Below are 24,859 nucleotides of genomic sequence, written 5' to 3' on the forward strand. Positions count from 1 at the left end.
GAATTTAAACTGATATAACCTCTATATCCCATCCACCGGCTTCTTTCGTTTTGAATTGGCATATTGAGACGGAAGCATATTGAACTTCGCCTTAAAAGACTTTGCAAAATAATTAGGTGTGGCAAATCCCGTTTCATAAGCTACCTGCGCCATATTCAACCCGCTTTTCTCCAGCAGCACAGCTGCTTTCTCAAGCTTAACCGACCGGATATATTCAATAGGAGATTGCCCTGTCAGCTCCAGCATCTTACTGTAAAGAGAACTCCTGCTCATACCAACATGCCTGCTTAACTGATCTACTGACAACTGTGAATCAACCAGGTGCCCCTCAATATACGATCGGATATCTTTCATCAGCAAGGCATCCGCCGATTCTATGTCCTTATCCGGTACATGTACCTGTATCTGCCGTGAATAGGTAGCTTTTAGTGAATGATTCAGTAAAAGCAGATTCCTGATCTTAGAATGAAGGATTTCAAAATTAAACGGCTTGGTAACATAATCATTAGCACCGGTAGCAAGGCCTTTCAGTTGTTCCTTTTCGCCTGTTAAGGCTGTAAGCAGGATCACGGGAATATGATTGGTCCTTTTATCAGATTTTATCTTGTTGCTCAGTTGTATACCATCCATAACAGGCATGGTTATATCACTTACCACGATCAGCGGATGATGGGCCAGGGCCTTCTGCCAGCCTTCTTTTCCATTACAGGCTTCTATTACTTTGAAAAAGCGCCTGAGGTTATCTTTCAGGTAAGCACGGAATTCATCATCATCTTCTACAAGCAGGATAACTGGCTTATCAGATGGCTCTGTTATTGTTTCCTGCTCTGCGGGATAAGAGACCTCAGGCACAGGTATTTCCGCTATATGAAGGGGAAGGCTTACTTTAAAAGTTGTTCCTGTTCCCTGCTTGCTTTCTACTCCGATGGTCCCTCCCTGCATCTTTACAAATTCCTGGGTAATAGACAAACCAATACCGCTGCCCTGGTTAAGGACCGAAGCAGAGTTGATCTGGAAGAACCGCTCAAAGATCTTCTCCTTTTTACTTTCCGGTATCCCTATACCGGTGTCAGATACACAGATGTTGAGCCATATTTTCTTTTCATCTGTTGAATGTTCTGTTGTGCTTAACACTATTCTCACAGAGCCTTCAGCAGGTGTAAATTTAAAAGCGTTGGAAAGCAGGTTGAACAGGATGCGTTCAAGCTTGTCATGGTCAAAGTGAACAAACAAACGCTCCACGCTGGCAGAGAAAGAATAGCTGATCTTTTTCCTTTCTGAGAGGTCTTTAAAAGAATCGAACACCTCCTTTATAAAGCCGATGGCCTCATCTTCTGATGTATGGATAGCCAGCTCATTCTCCTCCATTTTACGGAAGTCAAGTAATTGGTTCACCAGGTTAAGCAGGCGCCTTGCATTACGCCTCACCATCTGTAGCTGACCGGTGATAATCTCATCATGTTTGCGTAACAGAAGATTATCCACCGGGCCCATTATAAGAGAAATAGGCGTGCGGAACTCATGGCTTAGATTGGTAAGGAACCTGATCTTCATCTCATCCATCTGCCGGGCTATGGCCGCTTCCTTCCGCTGCTGCTCTATACGCCGTTGCTCCTGTTCTGCCGCAAACTTCCGTTTCAGCTTCTGCAGGGTTTTATGCCTGTAAAAAAGGAATATACCGATAGCCACTGCCACGTAGAACATATACGCATACACAGTACGCCAGAGCGGCGGCCTGATATGCACGGCAATTGACGCGCCCTTTGTATTCCACACACCGTCACTGTTCTTGACCTTTACTCTGAATGTATAGTCCCCGGGATCAAGATTTGTATACGACGCTGTTTTGGAAGCGCCCACATAGTTCCAGTCCCTGTCAAACCCTTCCAGCTTGTATGCAAAAGTATTCTGTTGGGCTGAAGTATAATCCAGCGCAGTAAAGCTGAGAGAGAAGCTTTGTTTATAATTGAGGTTGATCCGGTTGGCGATAGATACCTGTTCCTGTATCGGCCCTTCAGACGACGGAATAACGGGTTGATTAGCTACCCGCAACTCTGTTAACACAACAGCAGGTATATTCCTGTTCCGGGGCAGCAGGCAGGGATTGAAGAAGTTAAATCCGTCCAGTCCCCCGAAATAGATCTCCCCATCTCTGAGCCTTATCCCAGAACCAAAAACAAAATTATTGTTCTGAACACCGTTGAAATGACTGTAATTGGTAAACCGCCTGGTCTTTACATCAAAACTGCTGATGCCTGTATTGGTGCTTGTCCAGAGTATGCCGTTATTGTCTTCCAGTATTTTATATACAACAGCATTGGAAAGCCCGTCGTTCTCGGAATAGGAGAGGAAGCGGCCCGTCTGCTTGTTCAACAGGCTCAATCCACCACCGGCAGTACCTACCCAGATATTATTATGGCTGTCCCGCAATAAGCAAAGCACAACGTTGGCAGGAAGGTCACTGTTCAGTTTGTTATACAGCCTGCTGCTGCCTGTTTTAGGGTTGACCCGGACAACACCGGTACCATATGAGCCTATCCACATATCCCCGTTTTCATCTTCTTCAATACCGCGTATATAACCATTTATAGGTATGCTGGTATTGGAGGTACTCCCAGGACCGTTATTATACGTATGAAAACGGTCACTACGGGAATCGTAGACATTCACTCCGCCTCCGTTCGTTCCTATCCATATATTACCTTCCCTGGATTCTTTGATACAAAAGATATCATTATTATTGAGAGAAGCGCTTCCCGTTCCCTGCTGGAAACGGCGGCAGGTGCTTGTAGCGGGATTTAGACGGAAAAGTCCCATACCGTAAGAGCCGATCCAGAGCTGGTTATTACGGTCCATTTCCATAGAGAGGATGGTGAGTGAAGAGGACGTTTGCCCCCCGAAAGACAACGGCATATGTGAGAACAACCCGCTTTTCCTGTTAAATACATTCAGCCCGCCACCATCTGTGCCAATATAAACCCTGTTGTCATTGCTTTCAGCAAAAGAGGTAACAACAGAAGAATTCAGGCCGTTTACATCAAAGACATTACTTTGCCTCAGCTGGAAAAGGGCAAGGTTTTTATCATATTTGCTTATCCCTCCCTGGTAAAGCCCCAGCCAGTAAATACCTTGCGGGTCAATATAGATAGAACGGAGTGATTTTCCCGTCAGCCCATATGACCTTCGCTTATCCGGCGCTATTCGCATGATCTGCCCGCTCACGGGATCCAGTATAGAGAGCCCCTCCTCGGTACCTATCCATAATTTTCCCCTGTTTACGTCCGCCGCTATGGCAAATACCTGGTTACAGTTGATAGACCCCGGGTCATTGTCCCGATGCCGGAAATTCCGGAAGTTGTCGCCATCCGGCCTGAGCATGCTTAAGCCTTTAGAGGTCCCTATCCATATATTGCCGTTGCCATCTTCGGAGATGGTTTTAATATTGTCGCAGATCAGGCTGTTACTGTCTGCATCAGAATGCTTATACAGCCGGATTTGCTTATCGTACCGGAACAGTCCGTTTGCTGTCCCTATCCAGAGGGTATGCCGGCTGTCCCTGTATAGATAGTTCACCTGCCGGGTAAACGACAGACTGTCTTTCCTTAAAGCAGCCGGCAGCTGGCATAATTTCCCGGTTGCAGGGTCGATTATGTATAGCCCCTTATAACAACCTATCCATAACCTGCCGGCATCGTCACTGCAGATAGTCCGGATGGTGCTGCCTTTTAAGGCGTAGCCTCTCTCATATATGTTCACATTGATAAAAGCATCGTTCTTCCTGTCGTACAGGTTCAGGCTTCCGCCATTGGTGCCCACCCATAAATTGCCGGCCTTGTCCTCATGAAGACAGGTAATATCGTTGACCGGCAGACTGTTCGGCTCATTTTCCTTATGCCGGTATACAGTGAACCTGCTGCCGTCAAACCTGTTCAGTCCATCCTCCGTACCAAACCACATCCATCCATACCGGTCCTTCAGGATGGTATTTACCGTATTGGAAGAAAGCCCGTTTTTGGATGTCAGGGAGGTGAAATTGATAGAATCTGTCTGCGCCGTTGCGTGGAATGTAGAACAAGCAAAATATATACATAATAAAACAGCGGACTTACACCTGGATATTAGAAATGCCGTCATATTACCGGTTTGTAATGTGGAACTGGGTTGCTGGTTACAGGAGAATATTTAAGGTACAACTCTTCGCCGCCACAGCGGTTACGTCATCACGGAATAGTGGATCTGATCACTTCAAAGGTAACCCGGATCATACCCACGCTATGGTATAAATGTTCTGAATAATAGCACAAATGTTCAAATTTATTGACCGATAATGAATTAGAGAAGGTTTTGCTTGAACATTTGTTCCATGCTTATCCCCAAAACAGGCAGCCTTCCTCTGTAGCTGCATGTAGTTTTATTCCTGGCAATAGATGATGGTTGCCGGTATCAAATTATTTCACGTATGAAAGAATGGATAGAGCGGTTCTCGGTCGCCCTGGCTGAGCGCAGGCTTTTTTTTGTCTTCCCGTTACTTTTCCCCTTTTGTCTTTCAGCCCAGGAACTGGTTTCCATAAAGGCAGAGAATAGAGCTTTTCCCCTGGTTACAGAAAAAGGAACTGCCAGTATTATTGTTGACGCAGGGGATGATCCGCTTGTAAAAAAGGTAACCGGAATGATGCAGGAAGATGTTGCCGCAGTCACCGGTAAAAGACCAGGTATCGGAAATACCTTTCCGTTGACCGGAGGGCCGGTTGTCCTGGTAGGGTCGATAGATAAAAGTTCCCTTCTTCAGCAGTTAATAAAAAAACATAAGATAGATGTCAGCTCCCTGAAAGGTAAATGGGAGGCTTACCAGGTACAGGTGGTACGTCAGCCAATGAAAGGTATTGACCAGGCATTGGTTATTGCCGGTAGCGACCGCCGGGGAACAGCTTACGGTGTCATGACCCTCCTGGAGCAGATAGGGGTATCTCCCTGGCATTGGTGGGCAGATATACCGGTAAAGCATCAGCAGGCCCTGTATATAAGGCCGGGCATATTTACAGATGCACCTAAAGTAAAATACCGGGGGATCTTCATTAATGATGAAGCTCCGGCACTCTCTGGCTGGGCTAAAGAACAGTTCGGCGGGTTCAATCATCGCTTTTATGAGAAGGTATTTGAATTGATGCTCCGCCTGAAAGGCAACTATTTATGGCCTGCCATGTGGGGAAATGCTTTTTATGACGATGATTCCCTCAACATACGGACGGCCGCTGAATACGGTATCGTAATAGGTACCTCGCATCATGAACCGCTTATGCGGGCGCATGACGAATGGAGACGCTATGGAAAAGGTGCCTGGAACTTTGATAGCAATGAAACGCGGCTGAAAGATTTCTGGCGCACTGGCCTCCAGCGGGCAGATAATGAAAAGATAGTGACCATCGGCATGCGGGGAGACGGTGACGAACCAATGAGCCGGGAAACAGCCACAGCCCTGCTGGAAAGAATTGTAGACACACAACGTCATATCATTGAACAGGTAACACGGAAGCCGGCTTCCGCCACACCCCAGCTCTGGGCTTTATACAAAGAGGTACAGGATTACTACGACAAAGGCATGCGGGTACCTGACGATGTTACCCTGCTGCTCTGCGATGACAACTGGGGGAATATCAGGCGCTTACCCCGGCTGGAAGACAAGAACCGTACAGGGGGCTATGGCATCTACTACCATTTTGATTATGTAGGAGGCCCACGCAGCTACAAATGGATCAACACCAGCAATATCGCCCGCATATGGGAACAGATGCACCTGGCATGGGAATATAACGTACGGCAGATCTGGATAGTGAACGTAGGAGATATTAAACCGATGGAGCTGCCAATCTCCTTTTTCCTCGACTACGCATGGGACCCCGGCAAATGGAATGAAGATAATATCCCTAACTATTATGAGACCTGGGCCGTAAAACAGTTTGGAACTGCAGTGGGAACAGAGGTCGGTAATATTCTCCGGTTATACTCCCAATACAGCGCCAGGCGGAAACCTGAGCTGCTGAATGAAAAGACCTATTCATACCAGGAGTGGAAAACAGTAACGGGAGAATGGCGCCAGCTACGCTCCAGGGCTGAACGGATGGATGAAAAACTCCCGCCGGACTACCACGATGCCTATTTCCAGCTGGTACTATATCCCGTTACCGCTCTTTGCAATCTCCACGAAATGTACCACGCAGTAGCGCTCAATAAACCAGATAGTGTAAAGTGGTACTTCGAAAATGACTCATTGCTTACCGCCCGTTTTCATACTACCCTTGCCGGTGGTAAATGGAACAGGATGATGAGCCAGACACATATTGGCTATACCTCCTGGAATGACCCGCCACGTAACAGGATGCCGGCCCTTACCGGTAAAGCCATAACAGATACAGTGAAGGCTCCGGCAACACGTACTGCATTATCCCTGGTGCCTGACACCGCAAAAGGAAGACTCTTCTACGAAAAAGACGGATATATCGCCATGGAAGCAGATCACTACAGTTACGCCAGGAACGACAGGTACGTTGCATGGAAAGCCATTCCCGGTATCGGAAAAACGGGTGGGGGTATATCGCCTTTCCCGGTAACCGCACCCCGCCAGCAAGGGGAAGAAGATGACGCCTATACTGCTTACAATTTTTACACTTACGACACAGGGACAATCACATTATATACTTACTGTTCACCAACACTCAATTTCCCTCATCAGCAGGGATTGCAGTACGCTGTTTCCATTGATGATGAACCTCCGCAACTGATCACGCTTAACAAAGAAGACGATGATCTGCATACCTGGGAACGATGGGTAGCGGATAACATCATCATTAAACGGTCTGTACATACCATTCATACACCCGGCAGGCACGTATTGAAATGCCGGGTAATTGATCCGGGTGTTGTGCTGCAACGGCTGGTGATCGATGCCGGCGGACTACAACCCGGTTACCTCGGCCCTCCGGAAACCAGCATACTCCGGTGAACAGTATCTCCACAACTTTTTTAAAAGAACGTTATGAAAACTATGTCTGCAAAAAAACAAACAAAACCGGTGGCGGGACGTATTAAGAAAGCAGGATTATCACTGCTCTTCACCGCATTGGCCTTTCTACCTGCCATAGCGCAGCAGAAAACAACTGTAAAAGGCCGGGTAACAGATGATAAGAACCAGCCCGTTATCGGCGCATCAGTAGCCGTAAAAGGAACAACTACAGGGACTATTACCAACGCCAACGGAGAGTACCAGATCAATGTTAATACTAATGTTAACAGCACACTGGTAATATCTGCTATGGGACACGTACGGACGGAAGTGACTATCAATAGCCAGGGTACAAATAATGTAACGCTGGCCAGTTCCACAAGTGATCTCGACCAGGTGGTTGTAGTAGGTTACGGCATGCAGCGGAAAAGAGATGTTACCGGGTCTGTAGTTTCCGTGAATGAAAAAACGCTGAAAGAAGTACCGGCGCCTAACCTGATTGCACAGCTGAAAGGACGTACCCCGGGCGTATCTATTATCAACAACGGCTCAACACCGGGAACCGCAGGACAGATACGTATCCGCGGTAACCGTACACTTACTACCACACAAGGCCAGAGCGATGCGCTGGACGGCCCCTTACTGGTGGTAGATGGTATCCCGTTCGGAGGCAGCATCAATGATATTACCCCGGACGATATAGCCAGCCTGGAGATTTTAAAAGATGCTTCCGCTACTGCCATCTACGGCTCAAGAGGGGCAGGCGGTGTAATACTGATCACCACCAAAAGAGGACGGACCGGAAAGGCAACCATCACCTACGATGGTTATCACGGCATCTCACAGGCGCTGGGAAATTATAAAGTAATGAACGGAGCGCAATATGCGCAGTTTAAAGCAGATGCGGCTACCTATAACCGTACATCACCGGGTACAACAGCTTATGCGCTTACAGCTGCCGAGCAGGATGCACTGGAAGCCGGCATTTCTACTGACTGGCAGGACCTGATATATAAAACAGGATTTGTGACCAGCCATCAGCTGGGTGTTTCAGGCGGTAGTGAGAGCACGCAATACGGTATGGGGCTTGGGTACTATAACGAAGCTGGTATCATTCCCAACCAGAATTTTATACGCTATACCATACGTACTACAATAGACCATCGTATCAACCGCTTTCTGAAAGTAGGGATCAACTCCCTCAATACACTCAATTATTCCAATACTCCGGGCGGGAGCGGCGTTTCCAGCGGATTGGCCCGCCTCACCCCACTGGCGGCGCCTTATAACAGTGACGGCTCTGTGAATCTTTTTCCAGCTATAGGTTCTCTTGATGCAGCCCTTGTCAGTCCCTTAACCCTTATTACAAAAGAAGACGCCATCCTTTCAAAGACAAGGCGCTTCAGAACATTCAACAGCCTGTATGGCGAAGTACAGATAACAAATGGGCTGCGTTACCGCCTGAATGTAGGACTTGATTTCAGTCAGCAGGCAGGTAACGGGTACAATGGCCCTTTAACCTATACAAATACTGCTACAGTACAATCTTCATCCAATGCCAGTATCAGCAATGCGGAAGCATGGTCTTACAACATCCAGCACCTGCTCTATTATGACAAGACATTTGCCGGAAAACATAAGGTCGGCTTCACAGGACTATTTGAAGTCAACAAAAACCGCAATGAAAGCAGCCGCTTTACCGTTACCGGCGTACCGGCCGATTATATCCTGAACAGCAACTTTGCCCTGGCCAGCGGTCAGCCGGTGGCCGACGGCGCTAACTCAGGATTCTCTGAATCAGGATTGTTATCATATATGGGCCGGGTGAACTATGGTTACGATAACCGTTACCTGCTCACAGCTACCGTAAGGGTGGATGCCTCTTCTACATTGTCTCCCGGACACCAGTATTTTACCTATCCTGCATTCGGATTAGGCTGGAATGTAACGGAAGAGAAATTCATGAAACGACAGTCCGTGCTTTCAAATCTGAAACTCAGAGGTGGATGGGGTATATCCGGCAACCGTAACGTGTCTCCATATGCTACACTTGGCCTTCTCACCGCGTCCACATACAACTTCGGACAAAGCACCCAGGGCCAGCAGTTAGCCTACACAGTCACCACACTGCCCAATAACGCACTCGGATGGCAATCCACATCGCAGGTTGACCTGGGCATCGACTTCGGCCTGTTCAATGACCGGCTTAGCGGCTCGGTCGACTGGTACAAACAAACTACAAAAGACATCCTCTTATCAGTAAACCTGCCCATCTCTAACGGCGCCAACTCAACACTGAAGAACCTGGGCAAAACATCCGGCGAAGGACTGGAGATCAGCCTTAGCAGCGTCAACGTCAGGACCCGCAGCGGGTTCACCTGGAGCACAGACGTCAATTTCTTCTTCAACCGTGAAAAGATCGTTCAGCTAACTACCCCGGCAGAAAAAACAAATACAGGTAACGGATGGTTTGTAGGTCAGCCGCTGACTGTCATCTATGATTATAAGAAGACCGGCATCTGGCAGACGGAAGATTCCATTAAAGGGCTTACCGGCGGACAAACATCTCCCAAAGCCTACCCGGGCCAGATACGTGTTGAAGATGTAAACAAAGACGGGAAAATAGATGCCGGTGATCGCCAGATATTAGGGAACTTCCAACCCAACTGGGAAGGAGGATTGACAAACCGTTTCTCCTATAAAGGTTTTGACCTTTCTGTAGTTATTAATGCAAGGATGGGCATGAAAGTACTGGTTCCTTATTTATCGGCTGATGGAGGCTCCAACGGCTTCCCATTCTACAACCAGGGCAGGGTTAACCAGATCAGGACCAATTACTGGACGCGCACTAATCCTTCCAACGATTTCCCTGCGCCGGATGCCGGTACCGACCGACTGAATTTCGGTTCCACTCTCGCTTACAGGGACGGCTCATTTATCAGATGCCGCAGCATCAACCTGGGATATGAGATCCCTGTCCGCCTGCTGAAAAAACTGTCTGTAAACTCCTTACGTGTATACGTTAATGCTACCAATCCTTTCTTCATCTATGCACCATTGATTAAATCCGGACTGGGCATTGACCCGGAAGGCAACGGGTATGGCGGCGCTGTTAATCCCACTGGCTCTTCAGACGTAAGTTCTCCTACCCGGCAGATCAGCGTAAACCTGAACAATCCTTCTACCCGCCAGTACACCGTGGGAGCAAACCTGAATTTCTAAACCATACAAACAGCGCAGATATGAAACGTAAAATCAACATACAACTGGCAGTGCTTCTCGGTGCAGCACTGCTTTTCGCTAACTGTAGCAAGATACTGGAGGAGCATCCGCAATCAGGAATTGTCCCTTCCTTTTTCAATAGCCCATCGGGGGTGCTGGGAGGCATTGCCGGCGTATATAACGATATCCGGGGCGCCTGGGGCACAGAGGGCTTTAGTGCAGAAATGGCAGCAGGTACGGACGAACACCTCTCCGGTGCTTCTGCCAGCGGCATACAATTGTATACATACAATGGGCTGAACGGCAGCAATTTTGGCGCTGCATGGGGTATTGCTTACACTGACATCAATACCCTGAACGGCGTACTGGAATACGGACAGACTATAGATGTACCCGATTCCACCAGGAAACAATACCTGGCACAGGCAAAATTCCTCCGCGGCTTTTGGTACTTCTATCTCGTACAGACCTTCGGAGATGTTCCTTTGCATACAGCATTTATCACAACACCATCCCAGGCAGATTCCCGTCAGCCGGTAGCCCAGGTATATGAACAGATCCTCAAAGATCTTACAGATGCTGCTACAGATATGCCTGCTAAACCTATCTTACCTTTCCTGGGAAAGGCTGCCTGTAAGCCCGTGGCACAATACCTGCTGGCAAAAGCTTACCTGACCAGGGGCTGGTTAAATAATACGCAGGCTGACTTCACCCAGGCATATAATATCTGTACAGATATCATCAGCAACAAAGGCCTTTACGGCCTGGACTTATGGCAGGACTATGGAGACGCATTCAACCCCGCCAACGACTACGGTAAGGAGACTATGTTCGTGAGCGACCATTCCATCGATCCTAAATATGGTCAGTACACTGTCGGCGGCGCAGCCTCCGGCGGCGCTGCACAAAATCTTACGCCCTGGTTCTATATCTGGAACTATCCTTCAAACAGCGGTATTAACTCTTATAAAAATACTTCCAATGCACTGGTGAACAGCGGCTCTTCCACCATGGTAAGAGATGCTGCCAACGGACGCCCTTATGTGCGCACAAGGCCCAATAATTCCGTCGGACCAAACACCGGCAAACGCTACCTGCTTGATCAGGCATTTGCTGACAGGGTAAATGATTCCCGCTATGACAATACTTTTCAAACCGTCTGGATCAGCAATACAGCTGTTTCCAATACCGCAACGGCCAGTAATAATCAGCGGGGTATCAGCTATTCTATGGCGGTAGGAGTAGATACTGCCGTATGGATAACCGACCGTGAAGTGACCGGGGCGCCACAGTTTAACGGCACTATACCCTTTAAAGGTATCATCATACCGCCAAGCCTCTGGTCAAATGCTTATTTCCCCGCCGTAAAGAAATTCATGGATCCCAGCAGGGGGGCTAACTTTAATGATCCCTCCACCAGGCCCGTAGTACTCTACCGCTTTTCAGACGTATACCTGGTTGCCGCAGAAGCAGCCTTCAAAGCAGGAGATAATGTCAATGCAGCTGCCATGCTCAATGTAGTGAGGCAACGTGCAGCTTACAGGAAAACCAACACAGCTGCACAGAATGATGCCGCTGCGGCGGCTGTAACCATCACTCCGGCTGATGTTACACTTGACTTTATCTTGGATGAACGCACGCGTGAGTTTTATGGCGAATGGCAAAGATGGCTTGACCTGGTACGCACAAAGTCACTGGAAAGAAGGGTGAAAGACTGGAACCCCGAAGCGGCGGGAAATATTCAGAGTTTTCATTCGCTGCGTCCCATTCCACAGTCACAGATAGATAGGGTAGTGGAAGGGCCTCCCTTCCCACAAAATCAGGGATATTAATACGTGTTAATTGATGGATAGGATAACGGAGAGAAGATTTTTCTTCTCTCCGTTTGTATTAATAGACTCAACGCCAGGAGCAAATTCAGCCAGCCAGCACAGTAGCGAAGTCATGTATTTTCAAAAAATAATACATAAATCAATATTTTTCACTTATATTGGGCTTAGATTCTTTGATTAGAGCATTCTGCTGCTGAATTATTTTTTTTTACTTCCTACAGGTAATAACGAATCTTCTCATCTTTTAGCTCTCGCCAAGTAGTCTTTAGTTCATGGTCCTGTGATTCTATGTCAGCTATTCATTTTTATACACTGGAATGAGTTTAAAAGGATTTGTCAGCAAATCCATATGCGAATTGAAATTTATATTGAAAATATGTCTTTTATCGAGAATGTACTGGCGCCTCCAAGCTATGGATGGAAGACCAGTGAAGGATTACTTGTAAAGCCTACAGCCAGACAACTGTTTACAGAATTTTTCCGCCGGATAAATATTATGGCCTCCCGTAAGAACTGGCTGCCATTCTTTTCCTGGTTCAGCACGTTAAGCCTTGCACCCTTTCTTTTCATCTTTATTGCGATGGAGATCAGGGATTTTAACATCTGGTACCTGCTGGTGGCTTTCGTTTACGGAATGATCTTTATGGGTAGTCATGGTACCATCTGGTATCACCGCTATGGTACACACCAGGCTTATACCTTCAGCAATAAATTCTGGCGCTTCTTTACCCTCAACCTGGTAATTAAATTGGTGCCGGAAGAACTTTACATCGTATCTCACCATGTCCATCATTCCCTGTCAGACGAACCGGGAGATCCTTACAACGCAGAAGCTGGTTTCCTGTACTGTTTCCTGGCCGATGCCAATCATCAGCCTATTGCTAAAGACCTGAGTGAAGAAGACTATAAAAAGGCTGCTGCTATGCTCAGCCATACAGGCATAAAAGCCAACAGCTATGCCGGCTATCTCAAATGGGGCTCTATTGCACATCCCTTAAATACAGTACTTGCCACATTTGCGAACTGGGCATTCTGGCTGACGGCTTTCTATCTTATTGGCGGCCCCTACCTGCTGGTAGCTATCCTTGCCGGGGCCTTTGTATGGGGTATAGGGGTACGGACTTTCAACTATGAAGGACACGCAAAAGGAGAAACAAAACATGTTGCCGGCTTTGATTACAATACAAAAGACAAATCTATTAACCAGTGGTGGCCTGGCATCGTTGCGGGAGAATGGCACAACAATCATCACCTTTATCCTGCCAGCGCCAGGTCAGGGTTTTTGAAAAGACAGATCGATTTTGCCTGGTATTACATCTGGACATTGAAATTAATTGGCGGTGTAAGCTCCTGCCGGGACGCAAGGAAACAGTTCCTGGAAACTTACAGGAAGCCTTATCTCGAAGAAGTAAAGCGGATGAAAACGGCTGCCGTTAAACCGGTAACTGTTATCAGGTAAAATAGTCTATAAAGAATATTTCCGGGGCTGCCCAGATACCTGAAAATGTATCTGAGCAGCCCCGGATTTTTTAACCAGGGCTTAGTACCCGTCATTCTGCGCCAGGTTATTATTCCCCGATATTGCCTGTGTAGGCACCGGAAACCTGTTATAATGATTATCTGACGGTTGATGGTCCCACCAGGATTCCGTGGTGAATTTTTTCCAGCGGATAAGATCTGTTCTGCGACGTCCTTCAGCCAGGAACTCAATACCCCATTCATCCAGCATACGATAGTCATCCAGGTTATCGGCTGTTACCGGATCCGGATCTGTACCATTTTCAAAATTGCGTTTCCTCACTTCATTGATCAATGCCGCTGCCCCGCCTTTATCTCCTTCACGCAGAAGACACTCTGCTAACATATACTGTATCTCCGTCAGGCGGATAGCCGGATTATCCGCCCCCCAGCGCAGGCTTTTATCTGTATTATTCGGAATAGGTACTTTAACAGGCCGTACACCGGTATTCTCTTCCCCATCTGCCATCCTGGAAGGCAGCTCGCTTATTGACGCATAACGCTTCCCCGGACCAACTTCAGAAAAACGGCCTACCTGGTCCACAAACACCAGCGGCTGGTCCTTATATTCTTCACCACCGTTGATCACTGCTCCGGAAGGCGTAAGGTGCGGGCCAAAAATGAACATCCCTTCATAACGGCCGCCACCCAGGTATTTATAGGGTCTCTTCCGCAGATCAAGATCATTGTATTTCCTGAATGGCGATCCCAGTTTGTATTCCACATACCATTCTCCGGTCGGTTTCTTTGACGGAGTGAGATGCGCCCCGTTCCACGGCCCGCCATCTATATCCAGGTACTTTGTAGTATTGTAATGGTAGAAAGGATTGAAGAACCAATCATATTGCAGCTTATTGAACTCTGAGGGAATAGACCATATGATCTCCGGCGATCTGTCGTTTGTAAACGAATGAGGCCCATACCAGGTAGCATCCAGGCTATAGTCGCCATACTGGTGCGCCAGGATATCCTGGCAGAGCTTCTTACATTCTGCAAACATCGGCTGACCTACATACGCTTCTGCATTAAAATAAAGCCTTGCCAGCAAAGCGGCTGCCCCGGCCTGGCGGAAAGCGCCTTCTTCCTTATCGCCGGCTTTCTTCTTCGGCAGCTTCAGTATAGCTTCTTTCAACAGCTTTTCAATGTGCGCGAATGTCTCCTTATCAGTATTACGGGGAAGTGATTCTGCGTCGAGCGATTCAAAGATCGGCAAACCGCCGAAATAGTCCAGGCCTCTCAGGTAAAAGAATGCAATGAGTGTGTTGAGCTGGTTAACGTGATCATCTTTATCTGCCTGTGTCAGCGCAAACTTTGTATAATCCAGCTTTTCCAGGTCCTGCTTTGCATCCAGCGCTAACGCAACGCCCATCAACGTCCCACGCCACGTGCCCCATATCCAGTTATCATCCGGCGTCCAGCGGTGGTAATGATAACGCTCATTTTCTCCGCCGTTATACCAGTGCCTGCCTTTGGTAGTGATCGCAAACTGGTCTGCTGTATATTCCTGCAGGTTCCATCGGTCTTCGCCAAGATACCAGCGGGCATGGGTAAATGGACGGTATAAGGCAGCTTTGATATCTTTCTCGCTTTTAAAGAACGTTTCCGGCGTTACCCTGTCATAGAACTCCTGGTCCAGGTTAGTGCAGCTTCCGAAGAGGAGTGTGGCGACTATTAAAATCTTTAATCCCAATATCTTTTTCATACTAATTACTTGTGGAATGAATAATGTGGCAGATCAGAAGTTTGCCTGCAAACCAAACATGAAAGTGCGCGTTTTAGGATAAACGTCCCTTTCCTCAAAACCAGGCTCAAGGCCGTTGATATTTACTTCAGGGTCCAATCCGCTGTAATTTGTCAGCACAAACAGATCTCGCGCAGTAACATACAGCCGCAGCCCTTTCAATGGTTTTACCATCTCCGGCCGGAAAGTATATCCGAAGTTGAGGGCGTCCAGTTTTACAAACGTGCCTTTTTCAAGCCAGTAATCGCTCAGCTCTTTTTCTCCCCTGATATCCTTGTGTTTACCAAAGGCTTCACGCAGCACATTTTGCCCTCTCACATTAGGAAGGCTGTAGTACATGTTGATCATGTTAAACACATCATGCCCTATCCAGCTGCGCAGGTAAAGCCCTGCATCAAAATTTTTCCAGGTCAGAGCGTGGTTCCACGAAAGGATCAGCTTAGGAATTGCATTGCCCACAAATACTTTGTCTTCTATCTTCTTGGCCTGCTTTGTTACGTCAAAAGCTTTCCCTGTTTTATCATACAGCATCCAGTTGCCTTCTTCTGTAAACCCTGCAGAACGCCAGAGAAAGAAACGGCCAATGTCTTCCCCGGGATAAAGCCGTACAGCACTACCGGGACTACCGGGAGAAGGGAAACCCTTACGGTCTGAAAAGGTCTGCCCGCCATTCAGCGTTGTCAGCGTACTACGGTTGGCAGATGCCACAATGCCGGTAGTATAGTTCCAGTTCGCTGTTTTCACCGCATTCCAGTTCAGCTCAAACTCGTATCCCCTGTTTTCCATATTGCCAATGTTCACGCTGGTCTTATCGTGAATGGCAGGTGGCTGGGAAACGCTTACTTCATAGATCATATCATCTACGCGGCGTTTGTATACGTCTATACGCCCGTACACGCGGTTGTCAAACAGCGCAAAGTCGAGCCCTGCATTGAATTCTCTCTTCACTTCCCAGCGTATGTTGGGGTTCTGGTTATGCAGCACGCCATAGGTGCGCAACCATTCTCCGTTCACCAGCCACCACGTATCGGGGCCGTACATCCTTGTAGCTACATTGGCATTGAACCCTTCATTGCCTGTAGCGCCATATCCCGCACGGATCTTCAGGTTACTCACAATAGAAGAACCTTTCAGGAATGGCTCTTCAGTTAAGCGCCATGCGGCAGATATACCTGGAAAATTACCCCACTGGTTACCCTTGGCAAACTTGGACGATCCTTCATGCCGCAACGATGCAGTAACTATGTAACGGTCACGATATGAGTAGTTCACCCTTCCAAAGAAAGCGATAAGCTTCACAGAAGGGCTTTTCCAGGACCCCAGCCCTGCACGGCCGTCTGCCAGCCAGGTGCCTGTGCCCAGGTCGTTCTCTTCAATACCGTCTACCGGGAAATTAGAGTTGTTTGCATTAAACCCCTGGCCATTAAAATCCTGGTATGTATAACCGCCTACAGCATTGATACGGTGGTAGCCGATAGACTTGTTATAATTCAGCGTCAGTTCCACTGTACGGTCCTCCCAACGGTTGTACGACTGGCTGGCATACCCGTCAATGTTGTCATTACGGGAAATGCGATGTTGCGCAGAACGGTAAAAATTCTTATGCTCTGTATCATTTTTCAACGCTATCATGCCGGAAGCATACAGGTCTTTGGTAAGATTGATCTTCAACGTAGAACTGGCCAGCAGGTATTTATACTGCGCCTGGTCTTTCCGCAGCTTCACTTCCGCCAGCGGATTAAAATAGTCATAGCCGCCAACAGGTATGTTGTAACCGGTTACGTCATTAGCATTGTAAGGTGTTTCAGTAGGATTCATAACCAGCGCCATATTGAATATGCCATTATCACTGAAGTCCGCATCGGCCTGCTGATAGCTGATATTGGTAGTTAGTTCAGCTACCCCGTTAAAAAGCCGGAAATAGGTGTTGATACGGCCGCTCCGTTCTTTCCTTTTAGATTCTATAGCCATGCCTACTGCATCCCGGCTCATAAAAGAGGCATAGATCTGTGCATTTTCCGTGCCGCCGTCAAGGTTCAGCACATAACGCTGACTGAAGGGAGATTTATTGGTCACTTCCTTGTACCAGTCAGTTGTATGTCCAAGGTCATTACCCATGTCATTGGCAAGGAATTCTTTTGCGGAGAGGGATTCAGGCCTTCTGCGCACTGACTCCAGGAAAAATTCGCTGGTAAAGCTGGCGCGGATGGTGCCGGCCTCAGCTTTCTTCGTGGTAATAAGTATTACTCCGCCGGAAGCCCTGGTACCATAAATAGAAGCTGCAGAAGCATCGCGAAGTACACTGATAGATTCAATGTCCTCCTTCACAACAGCATTGATATTACCACCGGGAATACCGTCTATCACCACCAGCGGGCCCTGCGCTGCATTGATAGAGTTCACCCCGCGCAGCTGCAGGGAAACGCTGGCATTAGGATCTGTTCCATTAGTGGATTGCACGGTGAGGCCGGGAACCTTTCCCTGTATAGCCAGCAGCGGAGATACGGAGCCGGCTATCAGGTCCCGTTGACCAAGATTCGTAACAGCCCCGGTGAGGTCCCGTTTATTCACCGTTCCATAGCCAACCACCACTACCTCATTCAATTCCGTATCCGGCTTTGTCAGCATGGTTACATTGATGGTGGTTTGTCCGTTTACAGGAATAGCCTGCGGCGCATACCCTATATAGGTGAAAGTGAGTGTACCTTTTTCATCTACGCGAACAGTATAGTCACCTGCTTCGTTTGTCACAGTACCCGCGCCGGGAGCAGATGCTACCGTTACTCCCGGAAGAGGGAACCCTTTGCTGTCCGTTACCTTGCCCTGCACAGTGATCAGTCCAAGCGGGCTTTCATCTTTTTTAATTACCACAAGGTTGTTTCCCATCTGGTCAAAGATGAGGCCAGTACCGGCAAGTATCTGGCGCAGCAGGTCCATTACAGGAATGTCCTTTGCATCTGCCGTAACTTTTACCTGCTCGTTTAATACCAGGTTGCTGAACACAAACCTGTACTGGCTTTTACGTTCAACTTCTTTTAATGCAAGAGTAAGCTTTGTATTACGGAAATCTACACTCACCTTGTCCTGCGAGCTTCCTTTGTACGCCGTGACCTGCAATGTTGTAAGCAGCAATAATGCCGTTGTAAGTTTCATAAGTAGAATCTTTTTAAACGCCCCTTTTGAGGGCAGTTTAATACAGCTGATTTTCATATCTTAGAGAAGGTTTAAATGTTAGAAATACGGCACAGGTATTGTTTCCAATACACTGGTCATGTTTTTAACCGGGGGAGAACAGGTTCCAGCTGTTCTCCCCTCCATTTTTAAGAAAAAGGGAATTTTATTTAACGATGCGATTTTGGTGACTGATCTTTATTTCTTTTCCATTTATACTATACGTGAACCCATATGAAGCCTGCAGCGCTTTCATTACCTGGTAGATATTTTCTTTTTCAAAAGTGGCCGTGAAACTATATTGTCTTGCAATTTTATCCTCAAATATGATCTGCACATCAAACCAGCGTTCCAGTTTTTTACTGATATCTTCAAATGACTCATTTTCGAATATCAGCCGGTTTTGTGACCAGGCGGTTTCAATATTCACCTGGTTGCGGTTATAGGAAAGCGGCATGATAGAGGTTTTAGGCGGAGAAGCAACCGGTGATGGGCTGGATGACGGCACAGTGCTGATATCTTCGCTGAACACGAATTTCTCTTCCGGCAACAGTATTTTATAGCCCGGGTCTGTATGTTTCATATGTATCTCCACCTTGCCGCTGATCAGGGATGTTTCACTTTTTTTCTCGCCCGGGTAAGCTTTTACATTGAAGACAGTACCAAGTACCTTTACTTCATATCCTTCTACTTTCACAATAAACGGCAGACGGGCATCATGCGTTACGTCAAACAATGCTTCTCCTGTAAGGCTTACAGAACGGTCCTGCCCGCCAAAGTCCCTGCTTACCTGTAAGGTTGATCCGGCATTGAGAAGCACGGTAGAACTGTCCGGCAACCTGACTCTCTTTTTTTCCGCAAGGGCAGTAGTGAATACATAGGTACGTTCAGCAGTTGCCAGCTCCGGCCTGCTCCTGTTACGGATAAAAAAGAATGTGGATACGGCGATCACGGCTACAGAAGCTGCTACAGCAAGGGTTTTCCAAATATTGCGCCGCGGTCTGCCATACAGGGACAGTCCTTCTCTTTCAGAGACATCCGCATGTTCGTGCGCTTCCATCAGCATAAGGGATATTCCCAGCACCAGCTCCCGCGCTTCGGCAAGCGTTCCGGCCTCTTCCGGATGCGCTGCCAGGTAGTTTTCCCAATAAGCTACGTCTGCCACGTTCCTGCGGTAACAGTAACTGATAAAGGTATCGTCTATGACCAGTTGTTCTATCTCAAAGCGATCGGGCATGCTACAGCTGTTTTAAACATAGACGTAGGCATTTGGCAGATTTACCAACTATTTTCTCAGTTTCTTTGAAAATTTATTTTAAGTGATTGAAAACCAGTATATAATTTCTGGGGCTCTGCACGATGCCCTTTGCCTGGATAGAATCTCACCCTTTCTTTTCAACCTGGTTCATGAATATTCTCCATACAGATACTTCTCCTTTTAAGCATGTTTCAGGCATGTTTAAAGCATGTCTGAAGCATGTTTAGTGTATGTATTGCGGTAGCTAAAGTACGCCACATCACTTCCCGGAAGAAAGTGGCATGCTCCGTCTGTTGGTGTTAATAAATGTTCTTTACCGGGAATGAAGCAATGGCTGCTGCTTCGGACAAAAGAAAGATTGCTTCCCTTTAAAGCAGGGGCAGCAGCGAAAAGAAGGCAGCGAAATTCAAACCGGGATGAGCCCGTTTCATTTCTTCCCTGAGAAGCCTAATACCTTCATAAAGATTATTATATACTGTCCGGGTATTAAGACCAGTACGCGCTGAGATCTGCTCGGTAGTAAGGCCTTCATAATATTTCAGGTGAATCACCTTCTGACAGCGTGCAGGAAGCCTGTTATAGGCAGCCCTGACAGAAGCCAGCAACTCTTCATTGGATTGGATGCGGACAAGATTTTCCAGCACCGAAGGCTCATAGCTGCTGGTTTCCATAAGAGAGGCCTTATGCAGCACTGCTTTTGTACGCCGGTAGTGATCAATCAGCTTGTGTGTAAAAGCCCTGGTAAGATAAGTCCTGGGGTGTTGAACAACTGTGGGTGTCACATTCTTTTGCAGAAGTTCCAGGAAGAATTGCTGCACCAGGTCCCTGCTTTCTTCCTCTCCATACCCCCAGCGGGTGGCTACATGGATCAGGTGAACGTGGAACTGTGCATACCAGGAGTCAATGTATTGTGAGAAAGTTGAGCCCATACGTGATCTGGCGAAAAAGTAAGAATTTAATCCAATCAAACCAAGCCTGATTTCGCTTTTTATCTACGTTCGGCCACGGCCTGGTTACTTTGCCTGCTTCTCCGCCTGTTTCATGGCCTGGTATTCAGAAGGCGTCATACCAAACTGCTTCAGGAAATTCCTGCCAAAATTGGTCTGGGAATGATACCCTACCATATCACTCACTTCATATATCTTTAAGGATCCTTCTACCAATAACTCTGCGGCCTTTTTCAGCCGTATAACATTCACCAGCTCATTGGGAGTAAGGTCAGAGATGGATTTGATCTTCCGGTATAGCGTAGGCCTGCTCATATTCATATGCTTAGCCAGCTTGTCAATGTCAAGCTCCGGATCTTCCAGATTCTCATAAATAGCGCCGGTCAGCTGTTCAAGGAAAAGCTCATCTGCCCTTGAATAGGCAATGGTCTTAATATGTACAAGAGGAGAGTGGGCAAAGTAATCTTTCAGCTTGGAACGGTTGCTCAGCAGACTGGCAATCTGTGCCAGGAGAAATTCTGTGGAAAAGGGTTTATCAATATATGCGTCAGCACCCAGTTCCAGCCCCGCTATTTTTGCCTGCAATGTATTCTTTGCAGTCAGGAGTATAACCGGAATATGACAATGCTCAAAAGTAGATTTGATGATACGGCATAATTCAAAGCCATCCATAACAGGCATCATCACATCGCTTACAACCAGCTGCACAGCTTCCTGTGTTAACAGCTGCAGGGCGTCACGTCCGTTTTGAGCAGTCAGGATAGTATACCTCTCACTTAGTTCCTCACCCAGGAAGGAAAGGATCTCTTCATTATCATCAACAAGCAGTAAAAGTGGTTTCATGAAACCTGGTTTTTTGTTGTAATTGTTTTATTGCTCCTGCCAGGATGAAGGTTGAACTCTATTTCCTGGTGTACCGGAATACGTAGTATAAATACATTCACTCCCTCATTACCCGGTTGCAGCACCAGCGTTCCTTTATGCAATGCCGTCAGCGAGCGGGAAAGGGCAAGCCCTATGCCCGTACCTTTCTGCATTTCCGTTTCCTTTAAACGGAAAAATGGTTCAAAGATCTTTTCCTTCATCTCTTCAGGTATCAGGTGACCATCATTGCTGATGGTTATCGTAAAGTAATTGTCCTGCTCAGCAAAGCTTAACAAGCGTACGCTGGCATGAGCCGCCGCATATTTTACAGCATTTCCCAGCAGGTTGCTGAGAATTTTATTGAAGGCTTCTATATCTACATAAGCATACAGCGGCTCCGCAGGTAACTCAAGCGAGAAGTCAAGTTGCCGCTGCTCGGCCAGCGGTTTAAAAGAAGTATACATCTCTTCCAGCAATTCTGTGATACTGGCCTTCACAAAGCTGAGAGAATAACCGTTCAGCTCTGTTTGCCGGAAATCCAGCAACTGCCCTGTAAGGTTGATAAGCCGGTTAGTATTACGCTCCATGATGGTCAGGCTATCCTTGATCTCCGGCATATTACCTGCTTTCCTGATCACTTTTTCCAGCGGCGCTTTAATGAGTGTAAGCGGTGTCTTGATCTCATGCGCTACGTTAGTAAAGAACTCTATCTTTGCCTTAAACACCTCTTTCTCTTTAGCTGCTTCAAAACGCTCTATCCTCCGCCTGTTTTTAGCCCTGGTCCGCTTATGATAACTGCGTATAATATACCAGATCAATCCTGTCAGCAATATGCCATATAACGTATACGCCCACCAGCTACGCCACCAGGGTGGCATTATTTCGATGGTAAGAGATGTTTCGGCAGACCATACCCCACCACTGTTGCAGGCCTTTACCCTGAACACATAAGTGCCGGGAGCCAGCTCCGTGAAATATGCTTTCCGGTTGGTTTTAAGGAAGGTCTGGTTTTTATCCAGTCCCTCCATCCTGTAGGCATATTCCGCTATCTCAGGCGCGGTATAACTAAGCAATGCAAAGTCAATACTGAAGGTAGACTGGTTATAACGGAGCCTGATCCTGTCAGTACTGGTCACCGACCGCTGTAACGGAGACCCTTTGACTGCAATAGGCAACTCAAGGTTGTTTACCTGGAAACCGGTGATATAAACCGGACCGGTGAAGTTGTTAACGGTAAACTCGTCCGGGTTAAAACTGATAAACCCTTTTCCGCTTCCAAAGTACATACGGCCTGTTGCATCTTTATGAGCAGAATTGAAATTGAACTGATCGCTCAGCAGCCCGTTGGCCCTGGTATATGTTCTTATGTTACCTGTCAGCGGATTAAAACAGCTAAGCCCCCGGGAAGTACTGATCCAGAGATTTGCCTGCTTATCCTCCAGTATGCTGAGCATAAAATTGCTGGGAAAGCCATTTTCAGTTGTATACCTGGTAAAGTTGTTCGTAGCAGGGTTATACCTGCAAAGCCCTCCTTCAGTAGCGAACCAGAGACTGCCACCGGAATCTTCAAAAATACTGTTAACCCTGTCGCTGCATATACTATGTGCATCTCCCCCATAATGGAAATTACCCTTCTTCCCCGTTGCCGGATCATAAAAAAGAATACCGCTTCCATAGGTACCAGCCCAGAGAACGCCCGATCTGTCCTGCAGGAGACAGGAATACCAGTTATTGAGCGGCAGGCCCTGGAAAGGGCTGAAATCGTTACGGGCAGGGTCGTACTGATAGGCGCCCCGGGTAGTGCCCAGCATAATAGGGCCTCCCGGAGGACGATATATACAGTAGATGAAATTACTTTTCAGGGCGGAAAGACCGGATTGCATATTGAACCTGCGTATCACTTTCCCGGTACGGATATTCAGCACGTCCAGGCCATGTTCAAAAGTGCCTATCCAAAGATCATCTTCATCTAATAACAGTCCATGGATATTGGTATAGGAAATACTGCCCCTGCCTCCCGGCTGGAAGTGAGTGAATATACCGGTAACAGGGTCCAGTTTATTCAGACCGGCATCCTCAGTGCCAATCCAGAGGTTATTGTATTTGTCAGCATGAATTTCACGTACAACATTACCGCTAAGGGAATTCTCCCCGGTCTTCGGAAAATACTTCCTGAAAGGTGTGTATTGCTGCGGATGATAATTAATGCCGCCAAAGTAGGTGCCTGCCCATATACCGCCTTCCTTATCACGGCAGAAAGTATACACTGCATTGTCTGAGATAGAATAAGGATCATTATACATTTTACGCAGGTTCTGCGCCTTCCCGGTCAATGTATTGTATATAAAGATGCCCGTTTCAGTGGCAATCCAGTATTCATGATCTCCGGTCTGCAGGAAATTGCGGACAAATATCTCCGTATGGTCATCATTATACGTGAGAATATCCGAATAGGTACCGGGAGTAATATTGAAGAGCTTGACGCCCTGGTTGGACGTGCCTACCACTATGTCACCGTCTGATGTACTGTATATTTTCTCTATCCAGCGGGAAGCAGGCTGCTTTGAATGACTGAACATGTCAAACGCCGTAAACCTGCCATTACCTGCATCGTATTGCTGCAGGTGGCCGTCTGAAGTGCTTACCCATATGTTACCGTCTGCAGAAAGACAGAGGGAAGTGGCTTCAAAGAAACTGTCCGTACTGAAGTACTGTAGCTGATGGCTGGCTGCATGATAACGGAACAGCGAAAAACCAGCTACAAACCAGATATTCCCCCTGTTATCGGCCTGTATAGCCCTTATCTGGCCCTTAGGAGCCGTTTCCAGCAACCGGAAGCTTTCCGTGGATGGATCATAGCTGTAGAGGCCGTTTTCCGTCCCTACCCACAGCGTGCCGTTCCGGTCCTCAAAAAGAGAATGGATGAAATTACTCCCAATACTGCCCGTATCCTGCGGATCATGGCGGAATATCTTAAAGGAATAACCGTCAAAGCGGTTCAGACCATCTTTGGTGCCGAACCACATAAACCCCCTTTTGTCCTGCAAACAGCAGATAACAGCATTGTTAGACAGGCCATTCTCCACCTGGTAATGCCGGAAATAATAAGCCTGCGCACAAACACCCCCTGCACTGCATATCAGAAAAACGCAGGCCAGCAGAAATGTTCTTATCTGTAAATACAAGCGTGATGTGGAATTCCCTTGTCCCTGTTCACTATAATGCGGTTGTGGCATACCGTTTCATAACGTAAAAATCCAAAATGAGATGATTTGCAGAAGTTTTGATACAGTTTGTAGAACCTAA

At 47.3% G+C, this 24,859-nt stretch carries 11 protein-coding genes; 4 read left to right on the forward strand and 7 right to left on the reverse strand.

Features of this window, described 5'->3' with window-relative positions; all coding sequences use genetic code 11:
• Positions 1 to 21 precede the first annotated feature (21 nt).
• Positions 22 to 4,134, reverse strand: coding sequence for a hybrid sensor histidine kinase/response regulator transcription factor (locus GO493_RS06225; protein ID WP_157305274.1), 4,113 nt, complete (start codon positions 4,132 to 4,134; stop codon positions 22 to 24).
• Positions 4,135 to 4,459: 325 nt separating this feature from the next.
• Between GO493_RS06225 and GO493_RS06230 the strand changes: the two genes are divergently transcribed.
• The 4 genes from GO493_RS06230 (at position 4,460) to GO493_RS06245 (ending at position 13,513) form a co-directional block, all read left to right on the forward strand.
• Positions 4,460 to 7,000, forward strand: a complete 2,541-nt coding sequence (locus tag GO493_RS06230) for a glycosyl hydrolase 115 family protein (protein WP_157305275.1) — start codon at positions 4,460 to 4,462, stop codon at positions 6,998 to 7,000.
• 33 nt (positions 7,001 to 7,033) lie between these two features.
• Positions 7,034 to 10,222, forward strand: a complete 3,189-nt coding sequence (locus GO493_RS06235; RefSeq protein WP_157305276.1) for a SusC/RagA family TonB-linked outer membrane protein — start codon at positions 7,034 to 7,036, stop codon at positions 10,220 to 10,222.
• 20 nt (positions 10,223 to 10,242) lie between these two features.
• On the forward strand, positions 10,243 to 12,054 hold the full coding sequence (locus GO493_RS06240) for a RagB/SusD family nutrient uptake outer membrane protein (protein ID WP_157305277.1): 1,812 nt from the start codon (positions 10,243 to 10,245) through the stop codon (positions 12,052 to 12,054).
• 349 nt (positions 12,055 to 12,403) lie between these two features.
• Complete coding sequence (locus GO493_RS06245) at positions 12,404 to 13,513, forward strand: fatty acid desaturase (RefSeq protein WP_232538777.1); 1,110 nt, start codon at positions 12,404 to 12,406, stop codon at positions 13,511 to 13,513.
• A gap of 81 nt (positions 13,514 to 13,594) precedes the next feature.
• On the opposite strand, the gene GO493_RS06250 is transcribed toward GO493_RS06245, so the two are convergent.
• The 6 genes from GO493_RS06250 to GO493_RS06275 form a co-directional block, all read right to left on the reverse strand.
• On the reverse strand, positions 13,595 to 15,274 hold the full coding sequence (locus GO493_RS06250) for a RagB/SusD family nutrient uptake outer membrane protein (protein WP_157305279.1): 1,680 nt from the start codon (positions 15,272 to 15,274) through the stop codon (positions 13,595 to 13,597).
• A 33-nt stretch (positions 15,275 to 15,307) separates the two neighbouring features.
• A complete protein-coding gene (locus GO493_RS06255) occupies positions 15,308 to 18,466 on the reverse strand; it encodes a SusC/RagA family TonB-linked outer membrane protein (protein ID WP_198315539.1) in 3,159 nt (1,052 codons plus the stop codon).
• A gap of 184 nt (positions 18,467 to 18,650) precedes the next feature.
• Positions 18,651 to 19,721 (reverse strand): FecR family protein, encoded by a 1,071-nt coding sequence (locus GO493_RS06260; protein WP_157305280.1) that lies wholly within the window; start codon positions 19,719 to 19,721, stop codon positions 18,651 to 18,653.
• A gap of 389 nt (positions 19,722 to 20,110) precedes the next feature.
• Entirely contained in the window at positions 20,111 to 20,671 is a 561-nt protein-coding gene (locus tag GO493_RS06265; RefSeq protein WP_157305281.1) for an RNA polymerase sigma factor, read from the reverse strand.
• An 84-nt stretch (positions 20,672 to 20,755) separates the two neighbouring features.
• A complete protein-coding gene (locus tag GO493_RS06270) occupies positions 20,756 to 21,532 on the reverse strand; it encodes a response regulator (protein ID WP_157305282.1) in 777 nt (258 codons plus the stop codon).
• On the reverse strand, positions 21,529 to 24,789 hold the full coding sequence (locus GO493_RS06275; protein ID WP_157305283.1) for a ligand-binding sensor domain-containing protein: 3,261 nt from the start codon (positions 24,787 to 24,789) through the stop codon (positions 21,529 to 21,531). The genes GO493_RS06270 and GO493_RS06275 overlap by 4 nt, the downstream gene beginning before the upstream one ends.
• Between the last annotated feature and the right edge of the window lie 70 nt (positions 24,790 to 24,859).

It is taken from the genome of Chitinophaga tropicalis (assembly GCF_009758205.1).
Lineage (GTDB): Bacteria > Bacteroidota > Bacteroidia > Chitinophagales > Chitinophagaceae > Chitinophaga > Chitinophaga tropicalis.